Raw genomic sequence first — 19963 nt, 5'->3', positions numbered from 1 at the left:
ACGCGGCCTTGTGCTCACGCAGCGAAGCCAGCACGCTGGGTTCCTTCAGCGCTTGCTTATTGCCCTGCACTACCAGCTGCTCACCCTTGACCGCAAGTTGAACGTCTTTTTCTTTTAATGTCGCCAACAGTTCGAGAACACTCACAGGACCATCTCCATTCTTTCTGTAATTTCGGCGTATTCCCAGAGCGTGGGTTGCTCGAACAGCGCCTTGACGTTCGCATCGATGCCTTCCTGGCGTAAGCGCCCGATGAGGCTGACGGCCAGTAGTGAATGGCCGCCCAGTTCAAAAAAGTGGTCGTGTCGACCGACTTGCTCAACGTTCAACAATTCGCCCCAGAGCCGGGCCAGGGCCATTTCCGTGTCGCTCACCGGCGCTTCATATGCGCGCACCCGCAGGGTCGCCAGGTCCGGCGCCGGCAGGGCCTTGCGATCGAGCTTGCCGTTGGGGCTCAGCGGCAGCGCATCGAGATGCACAAACAGCTGCGGCACCATGTAGTCCGGCAATTGCGCCAGCAGATGTGCGCGCAACGCCTCGACCTCGGCCGGCACGCCGGTGTAATAGGCCACCAGGCGTTTGTCGCCCGGCACGTCCTCGCGGGCCAGCACCGTGGCTTCCTGGATGTGCGGGAATTCAGCGAGGCGCGCCTGGATTTCCCCCAGTTCGATGCGTAGGCCGCGGATCTTCACCTGGTCATCGTTACGCCCCAGGTACTCGATGTTGCCATCGGGCAGAAAGCGTCCAACGTCACCGGTGCGGTACATGCGCCCGGTGTTGAACGGGTCGTCGAGGAAGCGTTCGGCCGTCAGTTCCGGGCGGTTCAAGTAGCCACGGGCGACTTGCACGCCACCGATAAACAGCTCACCGCTGACGCCCAGGGGCACCGGTTGCAAGTGTTCGTCCAGCAAGTACATGCGGGTGTTGGCAATGGGTTTGCCGATCGGCGTGTTGTCCGGGGTGATCGGCCCCGCGCAGTCCCATGCAGTGACGTCCACCGCCGCTTCGGTCGGCCCATAGAGGTTGAACAAAGCACTGCCCGGCAGTTGCTGCTTGAAGCGTCGCACCACACTGCCGGGCAGTGCCTCACCGCTGCACATCACCCGCACCAGCCCGGCCGCCTGGCTGACATCGCCATGGGCCAGGAATACGTCGAGCATCGAAGGCACAAAGTGCAGCGTGGTGACCCGTTCGGCCTGGATGATTTCGCACAGGTACTGCGGGTCCTTGTGCCCACCGGGGCGGGCCATGACCAGGCGCGCACCGGTGAACAACGGCCAGAAGAATTCCCATACCGACACATCGAAGCTGAACGGGGTTTTCTGCAACACCGTGTCGCCGGCGTCGAGACCGTACTCTTCCTGCATCCACAGCAGGCGGTTGACGACCGCGCTGTGTTCGTTGATCACACCCTTGGGCTTGCCGGTGGAACCGGAGGTATAGATCACGTAGGCCTGGTGTTGCGGGGTCAATTCGGCAATCAGCGGGTTACTGGCCGGCTGGTGGTGCCAGGTGACGTGCTCCAGGTCGACCACCGGCACACTTACATCACCGAGCAAGGCGCGGGTGGCGCCTTGCACCAGCAGCACCGCCGGCGCGCTGTCTTCGAGCATGTAGGCCAGGCGCTCCAGCGGGTAAGCCGGGTCCAGCGGCACATAACCGCCACCGGCCTTGAGGATCGCCAGCAGGCCGACGACCATCTCGATGCTGCGCTCGACGCAGATCGCCACCCGCGAATCCGGCTGCACACCCAGCTCACGCAGGTGATGGGCCAGGCGGTTGGCGTGCTCGTTCAGCGCGCGATAGCTCAGCTGCCGAGTGTCGGACAGCAACGCGATGGTGTCCGGCGTGCGTTGTACCTGGGCTTCGAACAGGCCATGCAGGGTTTGTTGCAACGGGTAGTCGCGGGCCGTGTCGTTGAATGCCACCAGCAGCGTTTCGCGCTCCTCCGCCGGCAGTACCGACAGTTGCTGCAAGGCCGTATGCGGTGCGTCCTCCAGCGCGTGGACCAGGTTGCACAACGCCGTCTGTACATAGTCCAGCACACGCTGGGCATCCACCGCGATGGCCTGCACGTTCAGGCGGAAGCTGTCACCTTGGTCATCCACGTTCAACGCCAACGGGTAGTTGGTACGCTCCTCGCTGGCCAGGGTCTGGATGCCGACCCAGGCGTCACGGGTCTGGTGCATCACGCCATCGCGGGCGCTGTGACGATAGTTGAGCATCGCACTGAACAACGGCGCCGGCGCGACCACGCCGCTGCAACGCTGGGCCAGGGACAGTGAGGCATGCTCGTGCCCCAGCAGCGCCGACAGCCGCGCGTGAGTCATACGCACGCCGTCTCGTGCACTGTGCAGACCGAGCTCGACGCGCAATGGCAAGGTGTTGATGAACATGCCCAGCGCGCGGTCGGCGCCTTGGCCGCCCTGCATGCGCCCGACCAGCACCGTGCCGAACACCACATCCTGCTTGCCCGACACCGCACCCAACACTTGGGCATAGGCCAGGTGGAACAGGCTGGCGACACTGACCCCCAAGGTGCGTGCCGCCCGCCGCAGACGTTGGCTCACGTCTGCCGGCAGCGCCTGCGTCACTTCGGCCACCGTGTTGCCGTCGCTCTGCACGTCCTTCAAGCCAAAGGGCAAGGTCGGTTCGTCGACATCACCGAGCATCTCGCGGAAGAAGCTTTCGTGCTCCTGTTCTACGCCGCCCAGGCGCGTCTGGGCCACGTAGTTGCGGTAAGGCACCGGTGCAGCCGGCGGTTCGGTGGAACCCAGCAGACTGGCCGCCATTTCCCAACTGACCACCTCCAGCGCCGTGTGGTCCAGCGCCGTGTGGTGGAACAGCAGCACCGCTACCGTGCGGTCGTTGAGTTCGTCCCGGGCATAGGCCAGGCGCATCAGTGGTGCCTGGCTGACATCGAGACGGTAGTGCCGCGCATCAAAACGCGCATGCAGTTGGCCCAGAATGTCGCCGTCGGCCGGATCGAGGGCCAGCTCCTGCACCGCCAGTTCGGCCTTGCGCCACACCACTTGCGCCGGGGTGCTCAAACCCTCCCAGACAATCCCGGTGCGCAGGATGTCGTGACGGTCAATCACGCGTTGCAACGCGTGGGCAAAGCGATGCAGACGCTCCACGCTGTCGAACGCCATTTGCGACTGCAGCAAATACGGGTCGCCCTGCTCCGCCGTGATGTGGTGGTACAGGATGCCTTCCTGCAACGGTGCCAGGGCGTAGATGTCCTGCACGTTGGCCAGGCCGCCCGGGACCTGGGCGACGATATGGTCGATGCTCGCCTGGTCCAGGGTGATCAGGGGCAGCAGATCGGGCGTGATGCGCACGCAATCAGGCGTGATCAGGTTGGCCGGCACAGCCACCTCACGCCCGCTGCCCACCGCAGCCGCCAGCGCTGCCAGGGTCGGCTGGCTGAACAGCACGCGCACGTCGGCGCTGAGGTCGGCGCGACGCATGCGTTCGATCAGGTTGACTGCCATCAACGAATGGCCGCCCAGTTCGAAGAAGTTATCGTGGCGACCGACTTGCTCGACTTTGAGCAGGTCGGCCCAGATCTGCGCCAGCACCGTTTCCACTTCACCTTGTGGCGCTTCGTAGCCGCGGCTCAGCAGTGCGTCCTGATCCGGTGCAGGCAAGGCCTTGCGGTCAACCTTGCCATTGTTGGTCAGCGGCAGGCTGTCCAGCCGTACGTAGGCGGCCGGCACCATGTAGTCAGGCAACTGGGTCAACAGGTAGTCACGCAGTGCGGTGATGTCCAGGCTTTCACGTTCGGTGAAGTACGCCACCAGACGCTTGTGCCCCGGTTCGTCCTGACGGGCGAGTACCACTGCATCCTTGACCTGCGGGTGTTCGCCCAGGCGGGTTTCGATCTCGCCCAGTTCGATGCGGAAACCGCGGATCTTCACTTGCTGGTCGTTACGCCCCTGATACTGCAGGGTGCCGTCGGCACGCCAGGCCACCAGGTCGCCGGTGCGGTACATCAGCGCACCGTCGCTGAACGGGTCGGTGAGGAATTTTTCTGCCGTCAGGTCTTCTCGATTCAGATAGCCCAGGGCAACACCCTGGCCACCGATGTACAGCTCGCCGGTCACACCGACCGGTACTGGTTGTTGGCGGGCGTCGAACACATAGGCACGGCTGTTGCCCACTGGGCGACCAATCGGGATGCTGCCTTCATCCGCCCGGGTGATCTCATGGGTGGTCGAAAACGTCGTCGCCTCAGTCGGGCCGTAGCCGTTAAGCAAGTGTTGCGGTGCACCGTCCTTAAGGACTCTGGCGATCACGTTTGGATCGAGCACATCACCGCCGACGATCAGGTAACGCAATTGCGGGAAAACCGACAGCAGCCCTTCGGCATACTGGTGGAACAATCCGGCGGTCATCCACAACACGCTGACCGCTTGCTCCTGCAACAACTCGGCAAAATCAGCCTGGGACAGCAACGTGTCCTGATCGACCACCACCACCGCGCCGCCATTGAGCAATGGCGCCCACACATCCAGGGTGCTGGCGTCGAACGCCGGGTTGGAGGCAAATGCCACGCGGTCATGCTGATTGAAATCGGCATAACCGTTGTTGATCACCAAACGTGTGATCGCCCGATGCGGCACCAGCACACCCTTCGGCGTACCGGTGGAGCCGGAGGTGTACATGATGTACGCCGTCGTTTCTGCGGATTGCTCCAGCGCCGGGTTATGCGTGGGCTCAGCGCTCAGGTCCAGGGTGTCCAGGTCCAGGCGACGAGCGCCCGTCGGCACTTCGATGGAAGCTGCCGTCAGCACCCATTGCGCGCCACTGTCGGAAATCATGAAGCCTTGACGGTCCAACGGTGCGTTGACATCCAGCGGCACATACACCGCCGCGCACTTGCTGATTGCCAACTGGCTGACCAGCAGGTCCAGGGAACGCTCCAGCAGGATCGCCACGCGGTCACCAGGGACTACGCCCAGGCCGATCAGGTGATGGGCCAGGCGGTTGGCCCGCTGGTTCAACTGCGCATAACTCAAGGATTGCTTGCCATGCACCGCCGCCAACGACTGCGGCTCAGCCGCTGCACAGGCTTCGAACCGCCGATGCAAGGTGTGCGTGTGCGGGTAATCCCTGAGAGTGTCGTTGAACGCCTGCAGCACTTGATGACGCTCAGCCTGCGGCAACATCGACACGCTATTGAGTGGCGCGGACGGCGTATGGTCCAGTGCATCGACCAGTTGCTCGATGACGGTGTTGAAGTAAATACAGATTTTCTCTGCGCCCAGCGCGGCAACCGCCAATGCGCTCAGGCTGAACTGCTCGCCCAGGTCGTTGACACTGACGCTCAGCGGGTAGTTGGTGCGCTCATGCACATCCACCACATCAATGCCGCGCCAGGCGCGCTGGTATTCGGCCTGCTCGGCCGCTGATGGCAGCGCACTGTGCCGGTAGTTGAGCAAGGCACTGAACAACGGCGTGGACGGTGCGACGCTGCTGCAGCGTTGCGCCAGCGCCAACGAGGCGTGCTCATGGCCGAGCAAGCCGCTCAGGCTGGCATGGGTCGCCTTGACCGCCGCCTGCACGGCCTGGTCATCGATATCGATGCGCAGGGGCAAGGTATTGATAAACATGCCCAGTGCCCGGTCGGCACCGTCTCCGCCCTGCATGCGGCCCATCATCACCGTGCCGAAGACCACCCGGTCGGTATGCGCGACCACACTCAACACGCGCGCCCAGGCCAGGTGAAACACGCTCGCCGGGCTGACGCCCAGTTGCCGGGCGTGGAGACGCAGCCGACGGCTCAGGCCCGCGTCCAGGGTCAGCTCGGCTTCGTCGATGTTCGCCCCGTCATCCTCGACCATCTGGAAGCCATACGGCAGGGTCGGCTCCTCGATGTCCGCCAGCATCTGGCGAAAGAACGTTTCATGCTGCTGTTCACTGACGCCGAGGCGCGCCTGGGCGACGTAGTTGCGATACGGCACCGCTGCGCCCAGCCGGTCGGCCTCGCCCAGCAGATACGCCTGCATTTCATGCTGCACCACCTCTACAGCGGTGTGATCCAGCACCAAGTGGTGGAACACGAAGAACGCGACGATTTTCCCGCGTGCCGCATCCTCGGCGTAGACCACGCGCATCAGGGGTGCCTGGTTCAGATCGAGACGGGCATAACGCGCTTGCACCTCGGCGCGCAATTGCTCGGCCACCGGGGTGGGGCCTGGGGCCGGTTTGAACCGCTCAACCGGCAATTGCGCATGGCGCAATACCACTTGCACCGGTTGATCCAGCCCTTCCCAGAGCACGGCGGTGCGCAGGATGTCATGGCGCTCGACCACCTGTTGCAGGGCTTGGCAAAACGCCTGCAGCCGCTCGCTGTCAGCCAGTTCAAACTGCGACGTGAGCACATACGGGTCACGGTGCGCGGCCGACAAATGCAGGTAGAGAATGCCCTCCTGCAACGGCGCCAATGGGTAGATGTCTTGCACATTGGCCGCACCGCCGGGCACAGCGGCGACGATCAGGTCGATATTGGCCTGGTTGATCTGCACCAGCGGCAACAGGTCCGCAGTGATGTGTGTGCAACCAGCAGGGATGCGATTGGCCGGCACTATCACTTCGTTGCCGGCACCCACCGCCGCCGCCAGCGCCGCCAGGGTGGGCTGGCTGAACAGCACGCGCACATCGGCGCTCAGGCCCGCCTGGCGCATGCGCTCCACCAGGTTGACTGCCAGTAACGAATGCCCGCCCAGTTCGAAGAAATTGTCGTGGCGGCCCACCTGTTCCAGTTTGAGCACGTCCGCCCAGATCTGCGCGAGGGTGCTTTCCACCTCGCCCTGCGGGGCTTCATAGCCGCGGCTGAGCAACGCCTCCAGCCCCGGTTCCGGCAGGGCCTTGCGATCAAGCTTGCCATTGGCCGTGAGCGGCATATGGTCCAGCCGCACATAAGCGACAGGGACCATGTATTCCGGCAGTTGCGCCTGGACAAAGCCACGCAGGCGCTCGACGTCCAGCGCATCGTCGGCGGTGAAATACGCCACCAGGCGCCCGTCCCGGGCCAGCACCACCGCTTCGCGAACCTGGGGATGGACGGCCAGGCAGCTGTCGATTTCGCCCAGTTCGATCCGTACGCCACGGATTTTCACCTGGTCATCGTTACGCCCCAGGTATTCAAGGGTGCCGTCCTCGCGCCAGCGCACCAGGTCACCCGTGCGGTACATACGCGCCTGCGGGTCGCGGCTGAACGGGTCGCGGAGGAAGCGTTCGGCGGTCATTTCGGGGCGGTTCAGGTAGCCCCGCGCCACGCCGGCACCGGCCACATACAGCTCACCGGCCACCCCCTGGGGCAGCAGTTGCTGATGTGCATCGAGTACGTACACCTGCGCATTGGCCACCGGTTTGCCGATGTGCAGGGTCTTGCCCGCCTCGATCAAGCCGGACGTGGCGACGACCGTGGCTTCAGTCGGGCCGTAGTTGTTGACCAGGTTGAAACGCCGGGGCGTGTTGAACTGACGCAGACGGTCGCCGCCGATCAGCAGGGTCTTCAGCGTCGGGTGTTGCAGGTGCTGGCTGAACGCGTATTCGGCCACCGGCGTCGGCAGGAAGCTCACATCCAGCGGCTGGGCGACCCACCATTGCAGCAGCGCATCAATGTCTTCATGGGCTTGCTGCGCGGGCGGCAGATGCAGGGTCGCGCCTGCGCACAAGGCCGGCCAGACCTCCCAGGCCATGGCGTCGAAACCGAAACCGGCGACGCTGGAGGTGTGACTGCCGGCGTGCAGGTCGAACGCCTCGCAATGCCAGTTCACCAGGTTCTCCAGGGTCCGGTGTTCGACCATCACGCCTTTGGGCTGGCCGGTAGAGCCGGAGGTGTAGATCACATAGGCTAGGTGCGCCGGGGTCAGGCCGTGCACCTGCGGGTTGCCGACCGACGCGGCGTGCCAGGCGTTGGAATCCAGATCGATGACCGGAACCGCAAGCCCGGCGACCAGGGGCGCAGTCGCCGCCTGCACCAGTACCGCCACGGGCGCGCTGTCTTGCAACAGGTAGGCAATACGCTCCTGGGGGTGCGCCGGGTCCACCGGCACGTAGGCCGCACCGGCCTTGAGGATCGCCACCAGGCCCACCAGGGTGTCGACGCTGCGGCGCGCACAGATAGCGACGCGCTCGTCGGGGCCCACGCCCCGTTCGATCAAGTGGCGGGCCAGCTGGTTGGCCCGCTCGTTGAGTTGTTGATAGCTCAGTTGCTGCTCGCCCTGGCGCACGGCCACCGCCTGGGGCTGCGCCAGCGCGCGGGCCTCGAACAGAGCGTGAATGGTCTGCCCGCGCGGGTAATCCCTGGCCGTGTCATTAAAGCCGATCAACTGGCTGTGCCGCTCCTCGGCGGGCACGATCGGCAAGGCCTGCATCGGCGTGGTCCGGCCCTGCTCCAGTGCATCGGCCAGGCTGTGCAGCGCGGTGAGCATATAACCGAGGATGCGCGACAACGGCATGCTGGCGACGCCTTGCAGCGTCAGGTTGAAATCCTCGCCGACGTCATCCACCGACAACACCAGCGGATAGTTGCTGCGCCCCTCGCCGCCGAGCAATTCGATACCGTCCCATCGAGGCCCGTTCGACGCCGGTGCCTGGCTCTGGCGATAGTTGATCAAGGCACTGAACAACGGCGTAGGCGCGGCCACGCCGCTGCAGCGTTGGGCCAGCGCCAGCGGCGCGTGTTCGTGGCCCAGCAGGCGCGTCAAGCGCGCATGGGCGGCTTTGGCAGCCGCCTGTACGTCCAGCGCGCCGACATCCAGGCGCAGCGGCAAGGTATTGATAAACAGCCCGAGCCCGCGCTCACTGCCCTCTCCACCGCCCATGCGCCCCATCAGCACAGTGCCGAACACCACATCGTCACGTCCGGAAATGCGCCCCAGCACCTGGGCCCAGGCCAAGTGATGCAGGCTGGCAACGCTGACCACCTGCTGCCGGGCCTGGGCACGCAGGCGCCGACTCAAGTCGGCGTCCAGGACGTGGGCCAGTTCGTTGACCTGCTCAAAGCCCTGCACGTCCTGATGACCGAAAGGCAGGGTTGGCTCGTCCAGATCGCCGAGCATGTCGCGAAAGAACCCCTCGTGTTCCTCTACCGTGGTGCCCAGGCGCGCCTGGGCCACATAGTTGCGGTACGGCGCCGCCGCACCGAGTTGTTCGACATCGCCGTACAAGCAGGCGTGGATCTCCTCGTACACCACCTGCATGGCCACATGGTCAATGGCGATGTGATGGAACAGCAGCATCGCCACCCAGCGCTGGTTGGCCGGGTCTTCGGCGAAAACCACGCGCAGCAAGGGGGCCTGGCCCAGGTGCATGTGCATCGAGCGGGTGTCGAAGCGCCGGTACAACTGCTCGGTGATCGGCCCTTCGGCCGGGTCGAGTACCAGCTCGTTGATCACCAGTGGCGACTGGCACCACACCACTTGCACCGGCTCATCCAGGCCTTCCCAGACAATGCTGGTGCGCAGGATGTCGTGACGATTGATCACCTGCTGCAGGGCCTGGGCAAACGCCTCCAGGTGTGGCCGTGTGGTGATCGCGAACTGTGAACGCATCAGGTAGAGGTCACCTTGGCGCGCCGTGACGTGGTGGTAGAAAATCCCTTGCTGAAGCGCCGCCAGCGGGTAGATATCCTGCACATTCGCAGTGCCACCGGGCACCGTGGCGACGATACGGTCGATGGCCGCCTGGCTCAGGTTCACCAGTGGCAACATCGCCGGGGTGATCCGGGCGCACCCGGCGGGGATGGCATTGGCCGGTACCTCGACCTGCCCGGCCCGCTGCGCCGAGTAATCGCCGGCATTGATCAAGGCGATCAGCGCGGCTTTATGCTCGCGCAGCGACGCCAGCACGCCCGGCTCGCTCAAGGCCAGCTTGTTGCCCTGCAATACGAGTTGATCGCCCTTGACGGACAACTGCACGTCCTTTTCCTTCAGTGTCGCCAACAGTTCGATAACACTCACAGGACCATCTCCATTCTTTCCGTAATTGCGGCGTATTCCCACAGCGTGGAGTGCTCGAACAGCGCCTTGACGTTGGCTTCAATGCCTTCCTGGCGTAAGCGCCCGATCAGGCTGACCGCGAGTAACGAATGCCCGCCCAGCTCAAGGAAGTTGTCGTGGCGACCGACGCGCTCAACCTTCAACAACTCCGCCCAGAGCTGGGCCATTGCGGTTTCAATTTCACCTTGGGGGGCTTCGTATGCATGGGTGCGCAGCGCCGCCACGTCCGGCGCCGGCAGGGCCTTGCGATCGAGCTTGCCGTTGGGGCTCAGCGGCAGCGCGTCGAGATGCACGAACAGTTGCGGCACCATGTAGTCCGGCAATTGCGCCAACAGGTGCGCGCGCAGCACCTCGGTGGCCGCCGGCACGCCGGTGTAATAGGCCACCAGGCGCTTGTCGCCCGGCACGTCCTCACGCGCCAGCACCGTGGCTTCCTGGAGCTGCGGGAATTCGGCGAGGCGCGCCTGGATTTCCCCCAGTTCGATACGTACGCCACGGATTTTCACTTGGTCATCGTTACGGCCCAGGTACTCGATATTGCCGTCCGGCAGATAGCGTGCAACGTCACCGGTGCGGTAGATGCGCCCGGCGCTGTAAGGGTCCTTGAGGAAGCGTTCGGCGTTCAGCTCGGGACGGTTCAGGTAGCCACGGGCAACCTGCACGCCGCCAATGAACAGCTCACCACTGACGCCCAATGGCACCAGCTGCAAGTGCGCGTCGAGCACGTACATACGCACGTTGCCAATCGGCTTGCCGATCGGTGTGTTGTCCGGGGTGACGGCGCCGTTGCAATCCCACGCCGTGACTTCCACCGCCGCTTCGGTAGGGCCGTAGTGGTTGAACAGCGCGCTGCCCGGCAGTTGCGCCTTGAAGCGGCGTACCAGGCTGCCCGGCAAGGCTTCGCCGCTGCACATTACCCGCACCAGCCCGGCCGCCTGGCTGACATCGCCGTGGGCCAGGAACACATCCAGCATCGACGGTACGAAATGCACCGTGGTGATCTGTTCGGCCTGGATCACCTCACACAGGTATTGCGGGTCCTTGTGCCCACCGGGGCGGGCCATGACCAGGCGCGCACCGGTGAACAACGGCCAGAAGAATTCCCATACCGACACGTCGAAGCTGAACGGGGTTTTCTGCAGGAGTGCATCCGAAGCGTCAAGGCCATAGGTGTCCTGCATGCACAGCAGGCGGTTGACCACCGGGCTGTGTTCGTTGATCACACCCTTTGGCTTGCCGGTGGAACCGGAGGTGTAGATCACGTAGGCCTGATGCTGCGGGGTCAGTTCGGCAATCAGCGGGTTGCTGGCCGGTTGGTGGTGCCAGATGACGTGCTCCAGGTCGACCACGGGCATGTCGACGTCACCGAGCAAGGCGCGGGTGGCGCCTTGCACCAGGACCACGGACGGCGCGCTGTCTTCGAGCATGTAGGCCAGGCGGTCCAGCGGATAGGCCGGATCCAGCGGCACGTAACCGCCGCCGGCCTTGAGGATCGCCAGCAAACCAATGACCATCTCGGCACTGCGTTCAACGCAGATGCCGACCCGTGACTCCAGCACCACACCCTGTTCGCGCAGATGATGGGCAAGGCGGTTGGCGCACTGGTTCAGCTCGCGGTAGCTCAGGCGTCGGCCGTCCGCCTGCAGCGCAATGGCGTCCGGCGTGCGCTGCACCTGGGCTTCGAACAGGCCGTGAATCGTCTGTTGCAACGCGTGATCCTTGGCGGTGTCGTTGAAGCGCACCAGCAGGGTTTCGCGCTCGGCTGCCGGGATCACCGAAAGTTGCTGCACGGCGGTGTGCGGCGCGCTCTCGAGTGCCTCCACCACTTGCTGCAAGGCGGTCTGCATGTAGCCCGCCACGCGCTGGGCATCCACGCCGCTGGTCTGCACGCCGAGCAGGAAGCCCTCGCCCTGGTCATCCACCGACAGCATGCACGGGTAGTTGGTGCGCTCGCGCACCTCCAGCACCTGCGCGCCGGACCAGTACTGCGGCCCTTCGCGTTCCAGCAACGGGCTGTGCCGGTAGTTGAGGATTGAACTGAACAGCGGCGATGAAACCGGCACGGCGCTGCAACGCTGCGCCACCACCAACGGTGCATGTTCGTGGCCCAGGAGTGCCGAAAGCCTGGCGTGTACGGCACGCACTGCGGCACGCACGCCTTGCTCGTCGATGCTGACCCGCAGCGGCAAGGTGTTGATGAACATACCCAGCGCCCGGTCGGCGCCGTCGCCACTTTGCATGCGCCCCAGCAACACGGTGCCGAACACCACATCATCACGCCCACTGACGCTGGCCAGTACGCGAGCCCAAGCCAGGTGGTGCAAGCTGGCCGCGCTGACGCCCAAGTGGCGCGCCTGCGCACGCAGGCGCCGGCACAGCTCGGCATCCAGTTGGATCTTGGCTTCCTCCGCCGACAGCCCGTCACCCTGCACTTCCTGCAGGCCGAACGGCAGGGTCGGCTCGTCGATGTCGCCGAGCATCTCGCGGAAGAACTGTTCGTGGTCAGCCTGACTGACGCCCAACAGCGCCTGTGCCACGTAATTGCGGTACGGCATCGCCGCGTCCAATTGCGCAAAGCCGCCACTGCGGTAGGCCAGGACCTCCTCGCTGATCACATCCAACGCCGTGTGGTCCATGGCGATGTGGTGGAACAGCAGCATCGCCAGCCAGCGCTGGTTGGCCTCATCGTGCACGTAGGCCAGGCGCAGCAGCGGTGCCTGGCTCAACTCCAGCCGCACCTGGCGCGGGTCGAAATGCGCGTGCAATTGCTCCAGCATACTGCCCTGGGCCGGGTCGAAATGCAGTTCTTCGAGAGGCAGCTCGGCGCGGCGCAGCACCACTTGCACCGGCTGTTGCAGGTCCTCCCAGTAGATCGCGGTGCGCGTCATGTCATGGCGGTCAATCACCGCCTGCAGCGCCTGGGTGAAGGCATCGAGCTGCTCGCGTTTTTCCAGACTGAACGTCGCCTGCAACAGGTAGGGGTCGCCCTGTTCGCTGGTGATGTGGTGGTACAAAATGCCCTGCTGCAACGGCGCCAGCGGGTAGATATCCTGCACATTGCGCGCCCCGCCCGGCACCCGCGCGACGATGCGGTCGAGGGTGTCCTGCCCGAGTTCGATCAGGCTCAGCATGTCGGCGCGGATGTGTGTGCAGTCGGCCGGGATACCGTTGGCCGGCACCTGGATTTCACTGCCGCCGCCTACCGCTGCCGCAAGGGCCGCCAGTGTCGGCTGGCCGAACAGCACGCGCACGTCGGCGCTCAGGCCCTGTTGGCGCATGCGCTCGATGAGCTTGACCGCCAGCAGCGAATGGCCGCCCAGCTCGAAGAAGTTGTCCTGGCGCCCCACGCGAGCCACGCCCAGCACCTGGCTCCACAGTTCGGCCAGGGTGGTCTCGGTGGCGTTGTGCGGCGCTTCGTATTCACGGCTGGCAAACGCCTCGATATCCGGCACCGGCAAGGCGCGGCGGTCGAGTTTGCCGTTGGGCGACAGCGGCAGCGCGTCCAGCTGCACGTAGGCAGCCGGAATCATGTAGTCGGGCAGCAGCGCCTGCAGATGCTCGCGCAGCGCGTCGACACCCGTCGGCACGGCCTCGGTGTGGGCGGTGAAATAGGCCACCAGGCGCTTGTCGCCGGGGCTGTCTTCGCGCACCAGCACCGCCGCATCGCGGATGGCCGGGTGCTGGGCCAGGCGCGCTTCGATTTCGCCCAGCTCCACACGGAAACCGCGGATCTTGATCTGACCGTCGTTGCGCCCCAGGTAATCGATTTGCCCATCGGCTTGGTAGCGTCCCAGATCGCCGGTCTTGTACAGACGGCCCTGGGGCACGAATGGGTCGGCCAGAAAGCGTTCGGCGGTCAGGTCATCGCGGTGCAAATAACCACGGGCCACACAGGCACCACCGATATAAATTTCGCCGGCCACACCCAGCGGCACCGGTTGCAGGTGTTCATCGAGCAGGTAGATCCGCGTGTTGGCCACGGGTACGCCAATCGAGGGCAGCACCGGCCAGGACCGCGCATCCCCCTCCAGGGTCAGGGCCGTGGTGACGTGGGATTCGGTCGGCCCGTAGTGGTTGTGCAAGCGACAGCCGGACAGGCCCTGGAACAGTTCACGCATCGGTTCGCTGATACGCAGTTGCTCACCGGCCGTGATCACATCCTGCAGCGCACAGGGCAAACGCCCCAGCTCAGGCGTCTCGGCCACGGCCTCGGCCAGTGCTTGCAGGGCGATGCACGGCAGGTACAGGCGCTGTACGCGCTGCTCGCAGATATGCCGGAACAGTTCGCGGAAATTCAGGCGCAAATCGCCCGGAATCAACGACAACTCACCGCCGGCGCACAGGGTGCTGAAGACTTCCTGGAAGGCCACGTCAAAGCCCAGTGCGGCGAATTGCAAGGTGCGTTGGGCCGGACGGCCATCGGCCAGGGTTTGTGCAATCTGCCACTGCATCAGGTTGACCAGCGGCCCGTGGGGCATGGCGACGCCTTTGGGCTGGCCGGTGGAACCGGAGGTGTAGATCACGTAGGCCAGGGCCTCGGCATCCAGGCCCGGTACATGCGGATTGTGCGCGGGCTGTGCATCCAGACCCTCGGTGGTATCCAGCAACAGGGTCGGCACGCTGGACGCGTCGAAACGTTGCGCCAGGCGCTGCTGGGTCAACAACGCCTTGGGCGCGCTGTCTTGCAGCATGTACGCCAGGCGCTCATCCGGGTACGCCGGGTCCAACGGTACGTAACCTGCGCCGGCCTTGAGAATCGCCAGCAGGCCGGCGACCATTTCCAGGCTGCGTTCGGCGCAGATCGCCACACGGTCATTGGCGCCGATGCCGTCGGCAATCAGGCGGTGGGCAATCCGGTTGGCCTGCGCGTTCAGGTCGCCGTAGCTCAGGGACTGGCCTGGGTAGGTCACGGCGATTGCGTCAGGCTGGCGCTGCACTTGTGCTTCGAACAGCGTGTGCACGGTCGCTGTGGCCGGGTATTGCCTGTCGAAGGCGTTGAAGTCGGCCAGCAGCAGCTGACGTTCAACGTCCGGCAGGATCGCGAGGCTGTGCAACGCTTGATCCGGTTGGTGTTCCAGGGCGTCGGCGATGGCTTCCAGCACGCGGTGCATGTAGCCGCAGACGCGCTGCGGATCGACGCCGGCCACGGCCTGCACGCTCAGGCCGAAGGAATCGCCGAGGTCGTCCACCGACAACATCAGCGGGAAGTTGGTGCGCTCTTCGCCGCCGGTCATTTCCACCCCGGCCCACATCAGCGCCTGGCCGGCCTCTTCGGCCGATTGTGCGCCGACTGCGGCATGCCGGTAATTGAGCAAGGCGCTGAACAACGGGGTCGGTGCCGCCACGCCGCTGCAACGTTGCGCCAGGGACAGTGGCGCATGTTCATGGCCGAGCAAGGCGGCCAGGCGTGCATGGGTGGTTTTCAGCGCGCGTTCGACGCCCTGGTCGCCCGCTTCAACGCGCAACGGCAGCGTATTGATGAACATGCCGAAGGCCCGGTCGGCGTCCTCGCCACTGCTCAGGCGGCCCATCAACACGGTGCCGAACACCACGTCGCGGCGCGCCGCCAGATGCCCGACCACCTGCCCCCAGGCTAAATGGTACAGGCTGGCATTGCTCACCCCCAGGCGGCGGGCCTGAGTACGCAGGCGCTGCCCGAGCAGCGACGCCACCGGCAAGCTGGCTTGGTCGATACCCTGGCCATCGCCCTGCACATCCTGCAAGCCGAACGGCAGGGTCGGCTCATCGACGTCGCCCAGCATCTCGCGGAAAAATGCCTCGTGGGCGGCCTGGCTGATGCCCAGGCGGGTCTGCGCCACATAGTTGCGATACGGCACCGACGGTGCCAACTGATCGCCGCGACCTTGCATCACCGCCTCGATTTCCTGACCCAGCAGCGCCAGCGAGGTAGCGTCATCGATCAGGTGATGGAATTGCAGGACCGCGACATAGCCGCTGCCCGCAAGGTCCTCGGCGAAATGCAGCGCCATCATCGGTGCGCGAGTCAGGTCCATACGCGTGTGGCGCGGGTCAAAGCGCTCGGACAGTTGCGTGGCAATCGCTCCCAGCGCCGGCTCGAACTGTACTTCCTGCACGGGCAGGCGCGCCTCGCGCCAGACCACTTGCACCGGCTCGTCGAGTCCTTGCCAGGCCACGCAGGTGCGCAGGATGTCGTGACGATCGATAACCTGTTGCAAGGCGTCGACAAAACTCTGCAGTTGCTCGCGACTGTGCATGCGCAACACCGCCTGCAGCAGGTAGGGATCGCCGTCGGTGCTGGTCTGGTGGTGGAACAGGATGCCTTCCTGCAACGGCACCAGCGCATAGATGTCCTGTACGTTGGCGACACCACCCGGGACAGCGGCGACCACACGGTCGATCTGTTCCTGGGGCAAACTCGCCAGGGGCAGCATGGCCGGGGTGATCCGCGTGCAATCGGCCGGGATTGCGTTGGCCGGCACTTGCACCTGGTGTCGGCTGCCGGCGGCAGCGGCCAGCGCGACCAGGGTCGGCTGACCGAACAGCACACCCACATCGGCGTTCAGGCCAACCTGGCGCATGCGCTCGATCAGTTTGACCGCCAATAAGGAATGGCCGCCCAGCTCAAAGAACTGGTCGTGGCGCCCTACCCGCTCGACGCCCAGCAGTTCGCTCCACAGGCGCGCCAGGGTGGTTTCCAGTTCCCCCTGCGGCGCGGCGTACTCGCGCCGTGCAAAAGCGCTGGTATCCGGCGCCGGCAGTGCCTTGCGGTCCAGCTTGCCGTTGGTGGTCAGCGGCAAATCCGCCAACATCACAAAGGCGCTGGGCACCATGTACTCGGCCAGCGACACCAGCAGCTGCGTGCGCAATTCGCCAGCCGACGGTTCGGCCCCTTCTGCGGCGATGACATAGGCCACCAGGCGCTTGTCGCCCGGCTCATCTTCGCGGGCAATCACCACTGCTTCGCGTACCCCTTCACAGGCCGCCAAGCGCGCTTCGATCTCACCCAGTTCGATACGGAAACCCCGGATCTTCACCTGGTCGTCGTTGCGGCCCAGGTAGTCAATGCTGCCGCCCGCCTGCCTGCGGCCGAGGTCGCCGGTGCGGTACATGCGCGCGCCCGGGGCCGTGTCGAAGGGATCGTCGAGGAAGCGCTCGGCATTCAATTCAGGCCGGTTCAGGTAGCCACGGGCCACCCCCGCGCCGCCCACATACAACTCGCCTTCCACGCCGTGCGGGACGGGCTGGCCCTGGGCATCGAGGATGTAAAGGCGCAGGTCCGGAATACGCCCGCCAATCGGGCTGGTGCCGACCCGCTGGGCGTCAGCGGCAGTCAGCGGATGATAGGTCACATGCACAGTGGTTTCGGTGATGCCGTACATGTTCACCAGTTGCGTACCGGCGTTACCCATCCGCGCATACCACGGCTTGAGAATCCCCGGTTCCAAGGCCTCGCCACCAAAGATCACCTGACGCAGGGAGTGCTTGAGTTCGCTCTGGCCCTGGGCCGCAATCAACGAACGGAAAGCACTCGGCGTCTGGTTGAGGATCGTCACCCCAGCATTGCACAGCAGCGCATAGCATTCGTCCGGCGAACGGCTGGTGAGCTGCGGCACCACCAGCAGTTGCCCGCCATGCATCAGCGCGCCCCAGATTTCCCACACCGAGAAGTCGAAGGCGAACGAGTGGAACAGTGCCCACACATCTTGCTCGTTGAAGTTGAACCAGCCCTCGGTGGCGCTGAACAGCCGCGCTACGTTGCGGTGCTCAATCATCACGCCCTTGGGCAGGCCGGTGGAGCCGGAGGTGTAGATCACGTAGGCCAGGCTGGATGAGGTCAGGCCCGGGACCTGCGGGTTATCGGTGGATTCGGCCTGGCAATCGCCGCCGTCCAGTTCGATTACTGGCACCGACACCTCGCTCACCAGGGCACGGGTCGCCTGCTGCACCAGCACCGCCACCGGCGCGCTGTCCTGCAGGGTGTAGCTGATGCGTTCCTGCGGGTACGCCGGGTCGATCGGCACGTAACCGGCACCGGCCTTGAGAATGCCGAGCAGGCCGATGATCATGTCCAGGCCGCGCTCGACACAGATCGCCACGCGCTCATCCGGGCGCACGCCCAGGCTCAGCAAGCGGTGCGCGACCTGGTTGGCGCGGCAGTTCAAATCGCCGTAGCTCAGGCGTTGGCCGTCGAAAATCAGCGCTGTCGCAGTGGGACGGGATGCCGCCTGCGCCTCGAACCGCCCATGAATCGTGCCATCGCAAGGGTACGTGCCAACGCTGGCGTTCCAATGCTGCAACAGCGCGCGGTCGGCCTCGGTGGTCAAGGAAAAATCTGCCACGCCCAGCTCGGGATTCTCCAGCGCCTGCTCCAGCACGTGGGTAAAGCGCTCGGCCAGGGCCTCGATGTCATCGGCGTTGAAATACGCCTCGTTGTAAACGTAGTGCGCCCACGCCTTGTCCTTGTGATTGCTCGCCCGCAAGTGAAACGCGAGGGGCATCTGTTCGTGGTTGTTGGTGACTTTGACCTGATGCCCGCGCTGCTCGGCGAACTGATACAGGTGGTCGTCCTGTTCATAGGACAGGGTCAGGTCGAACAGTTGACCACCTTCGGTGCGCAGGTTCATGCCGCTGAGCGGGAAGCGCTGGTGGCGGTAATCCTGCTTGAGTGCATCGCGCACGGCGCCGACCAGAGCGCTGAAGGCCAGCTCACGGCCGAGGCTGAAACGCACCGCGCTGACCTGGGTAAACATGCCCAGGGTGGTCTTGAACTTGGCCGAGCGATTGAGCAATGGCAGGCCCACCACCCACTCATCGCGCTGGGTCACGCGCGTGAAGTAGACATACATGGCCGCCAGCAGAACGTGGTAGGTCGAGGCCTGGCAAGCTTTCGCCAACTCCCCCATCCGATCATGCAATACCACTGGGAACGGCCGGATGTGGTGCCGACCGGGGGCCTTGCCCTTGGCATATTGGTCCTGGTAGCGCGGGGCAAATAATGCTTCGGGCAGGGTCTGATATTTGTGCTGCCAGTACTCGCGGTCCTTTTCATAACGTGCCGATTCGCGGTAGCGCAGGTCGTCATGGATGAAGTCGACATAGGAGCTGGCCTCCGTCTCAGGCTGCCGCGCCTCGGTCAGGTCGCTGTAGATGCCACCCAGCGATTGCACCATTTCACCGAAGGCCCAACCGTCGAGAATGATGTGGTGCGCCTGGCTGGCGAAGTAGTAGTGCGCCGGCCCCAACTTGATCAGGAAAAAGCGAAACAGTGGCGCCTGGGTCAGCGAAAACGCGCGAGCCATGTGTTCTTCCAACAACGCCAACGCTGCGCTGACGGGGTCGGCCTGTTCAGACACGTCAAACAGCGGCACCGTCACCGCCAGGGTGGGCGCGATGAATTGCAGCGGCACGCCATCGGCATCGGTGGCGTCCACCAAGGTGAGGCGCAGGGCGTCATGCTTGACCACCAGCACGTCAACGGCGCGCTGCATCCGTTCGGCGTCGACCGGCGCGTTGAGTTCCAGGTAGGTGCCGATGTTATAGAGCGGCGATTCACCCTGAGTGATCTGGTCCAGCCAGATGGCTTTCTGCGCAGCGGTCAGAGGGAACGTCTGCGGCAACTGCACGGGCGAACTCATGCGATCACCTGCACGGTGAACCCAGCATGGGCCGGGTTGTTTGACGGAATTTTTCCCGCGACTTTTTTCGCGACTTTTTTCGCGACCAGGTCGCCCACGGCCACTGCAGAAAAACGTTTCATAAAAGCCTTCTCAGAGTTTTGTCAGTGCCACCTGGGTCACAGCGCAGCAGCGAGGGAGGTTGAGGCAAAAATCGTTAAAAACGTCAGGCCAATGGACAACTCAAGGTGCCGATGCGGCCTTGTACGCCGGATAGAAAAGCCGCCCACAGCGTTACCTGATAAGCGCATTGGCAAATTTAAGCACCGGCGTTTTTGGCTGTATGTCACCCGAAT

General features: G+C 64.5%; 2 protein-coding genes and 1 pseudogene. All 3 read right to left on the bottom strand.

The annotated features are described in order from the left end of the window. Positions 1-141: 141 nt before the first annotated feature. Positions 142-9957 (bottom strand): annotated as a pseudogene (locus M5B97_RS23175) (amino acid adenylation domain-containing protein); the annotation flags it as partial. An 11-nt stretch (positions 9958-9968) separates the two neighbouring features. Continuing rightward, complete coding sequence (locus tag M5B97_RS23170; protein ID WP_248732762.1) at positions 9969-19628, bottom strand: non-ribosomal peptide synthetase; 9660 nt, start codon at positions 19626-19628, stop codon at positions 9969-9971. Then, a complete protein-coding gene (locus M5B97_RS27675; RefSeq protein WP_283101086.1) occupies positions 19625-19750 on the bottom strand; it encodes a hypothetical protein in 126 nt (41 codons plus the stop codon). The genes M5B97_RS23170 and M5B97_RS27675 overlap by 4 nt, the downstream gene beginning before the upstream one ends. Positions 19751-19963 lie beyond the last annotated feature (213 nt).

Source organism: Pseudomonas sp. MWU13-2517, assembly GCF_023242545.1.
Lineage (GTDB): Bacteria > Pseudomonadota > Gammaproteobacteria > Pseudomonadales > Pseudomonadaceae > Aquipseudomonas.
This window is presented reverse-complemented; position numbering and strand designations above follow the sequence as displayed.

What these genes read in the sequence shown, in the direction of transcription:
- M5B97_RS27675 (WP_283101086.1), bottom strand. Translation starts at nt 19,750, where the DNA reads ATGAAACGTTTTTCTGCAGTGGCCGTGGGCGACCTGGTCGCGAAAAAA.
- M5B97_RS23170 (WP_248732762.1), bottom strand. Translation starts at nt 19,628, where the DNA reads ATGAGTTCGCCCGTGCAGTTGCCGCAGACGTTCCCTCTGACCGCTGCG.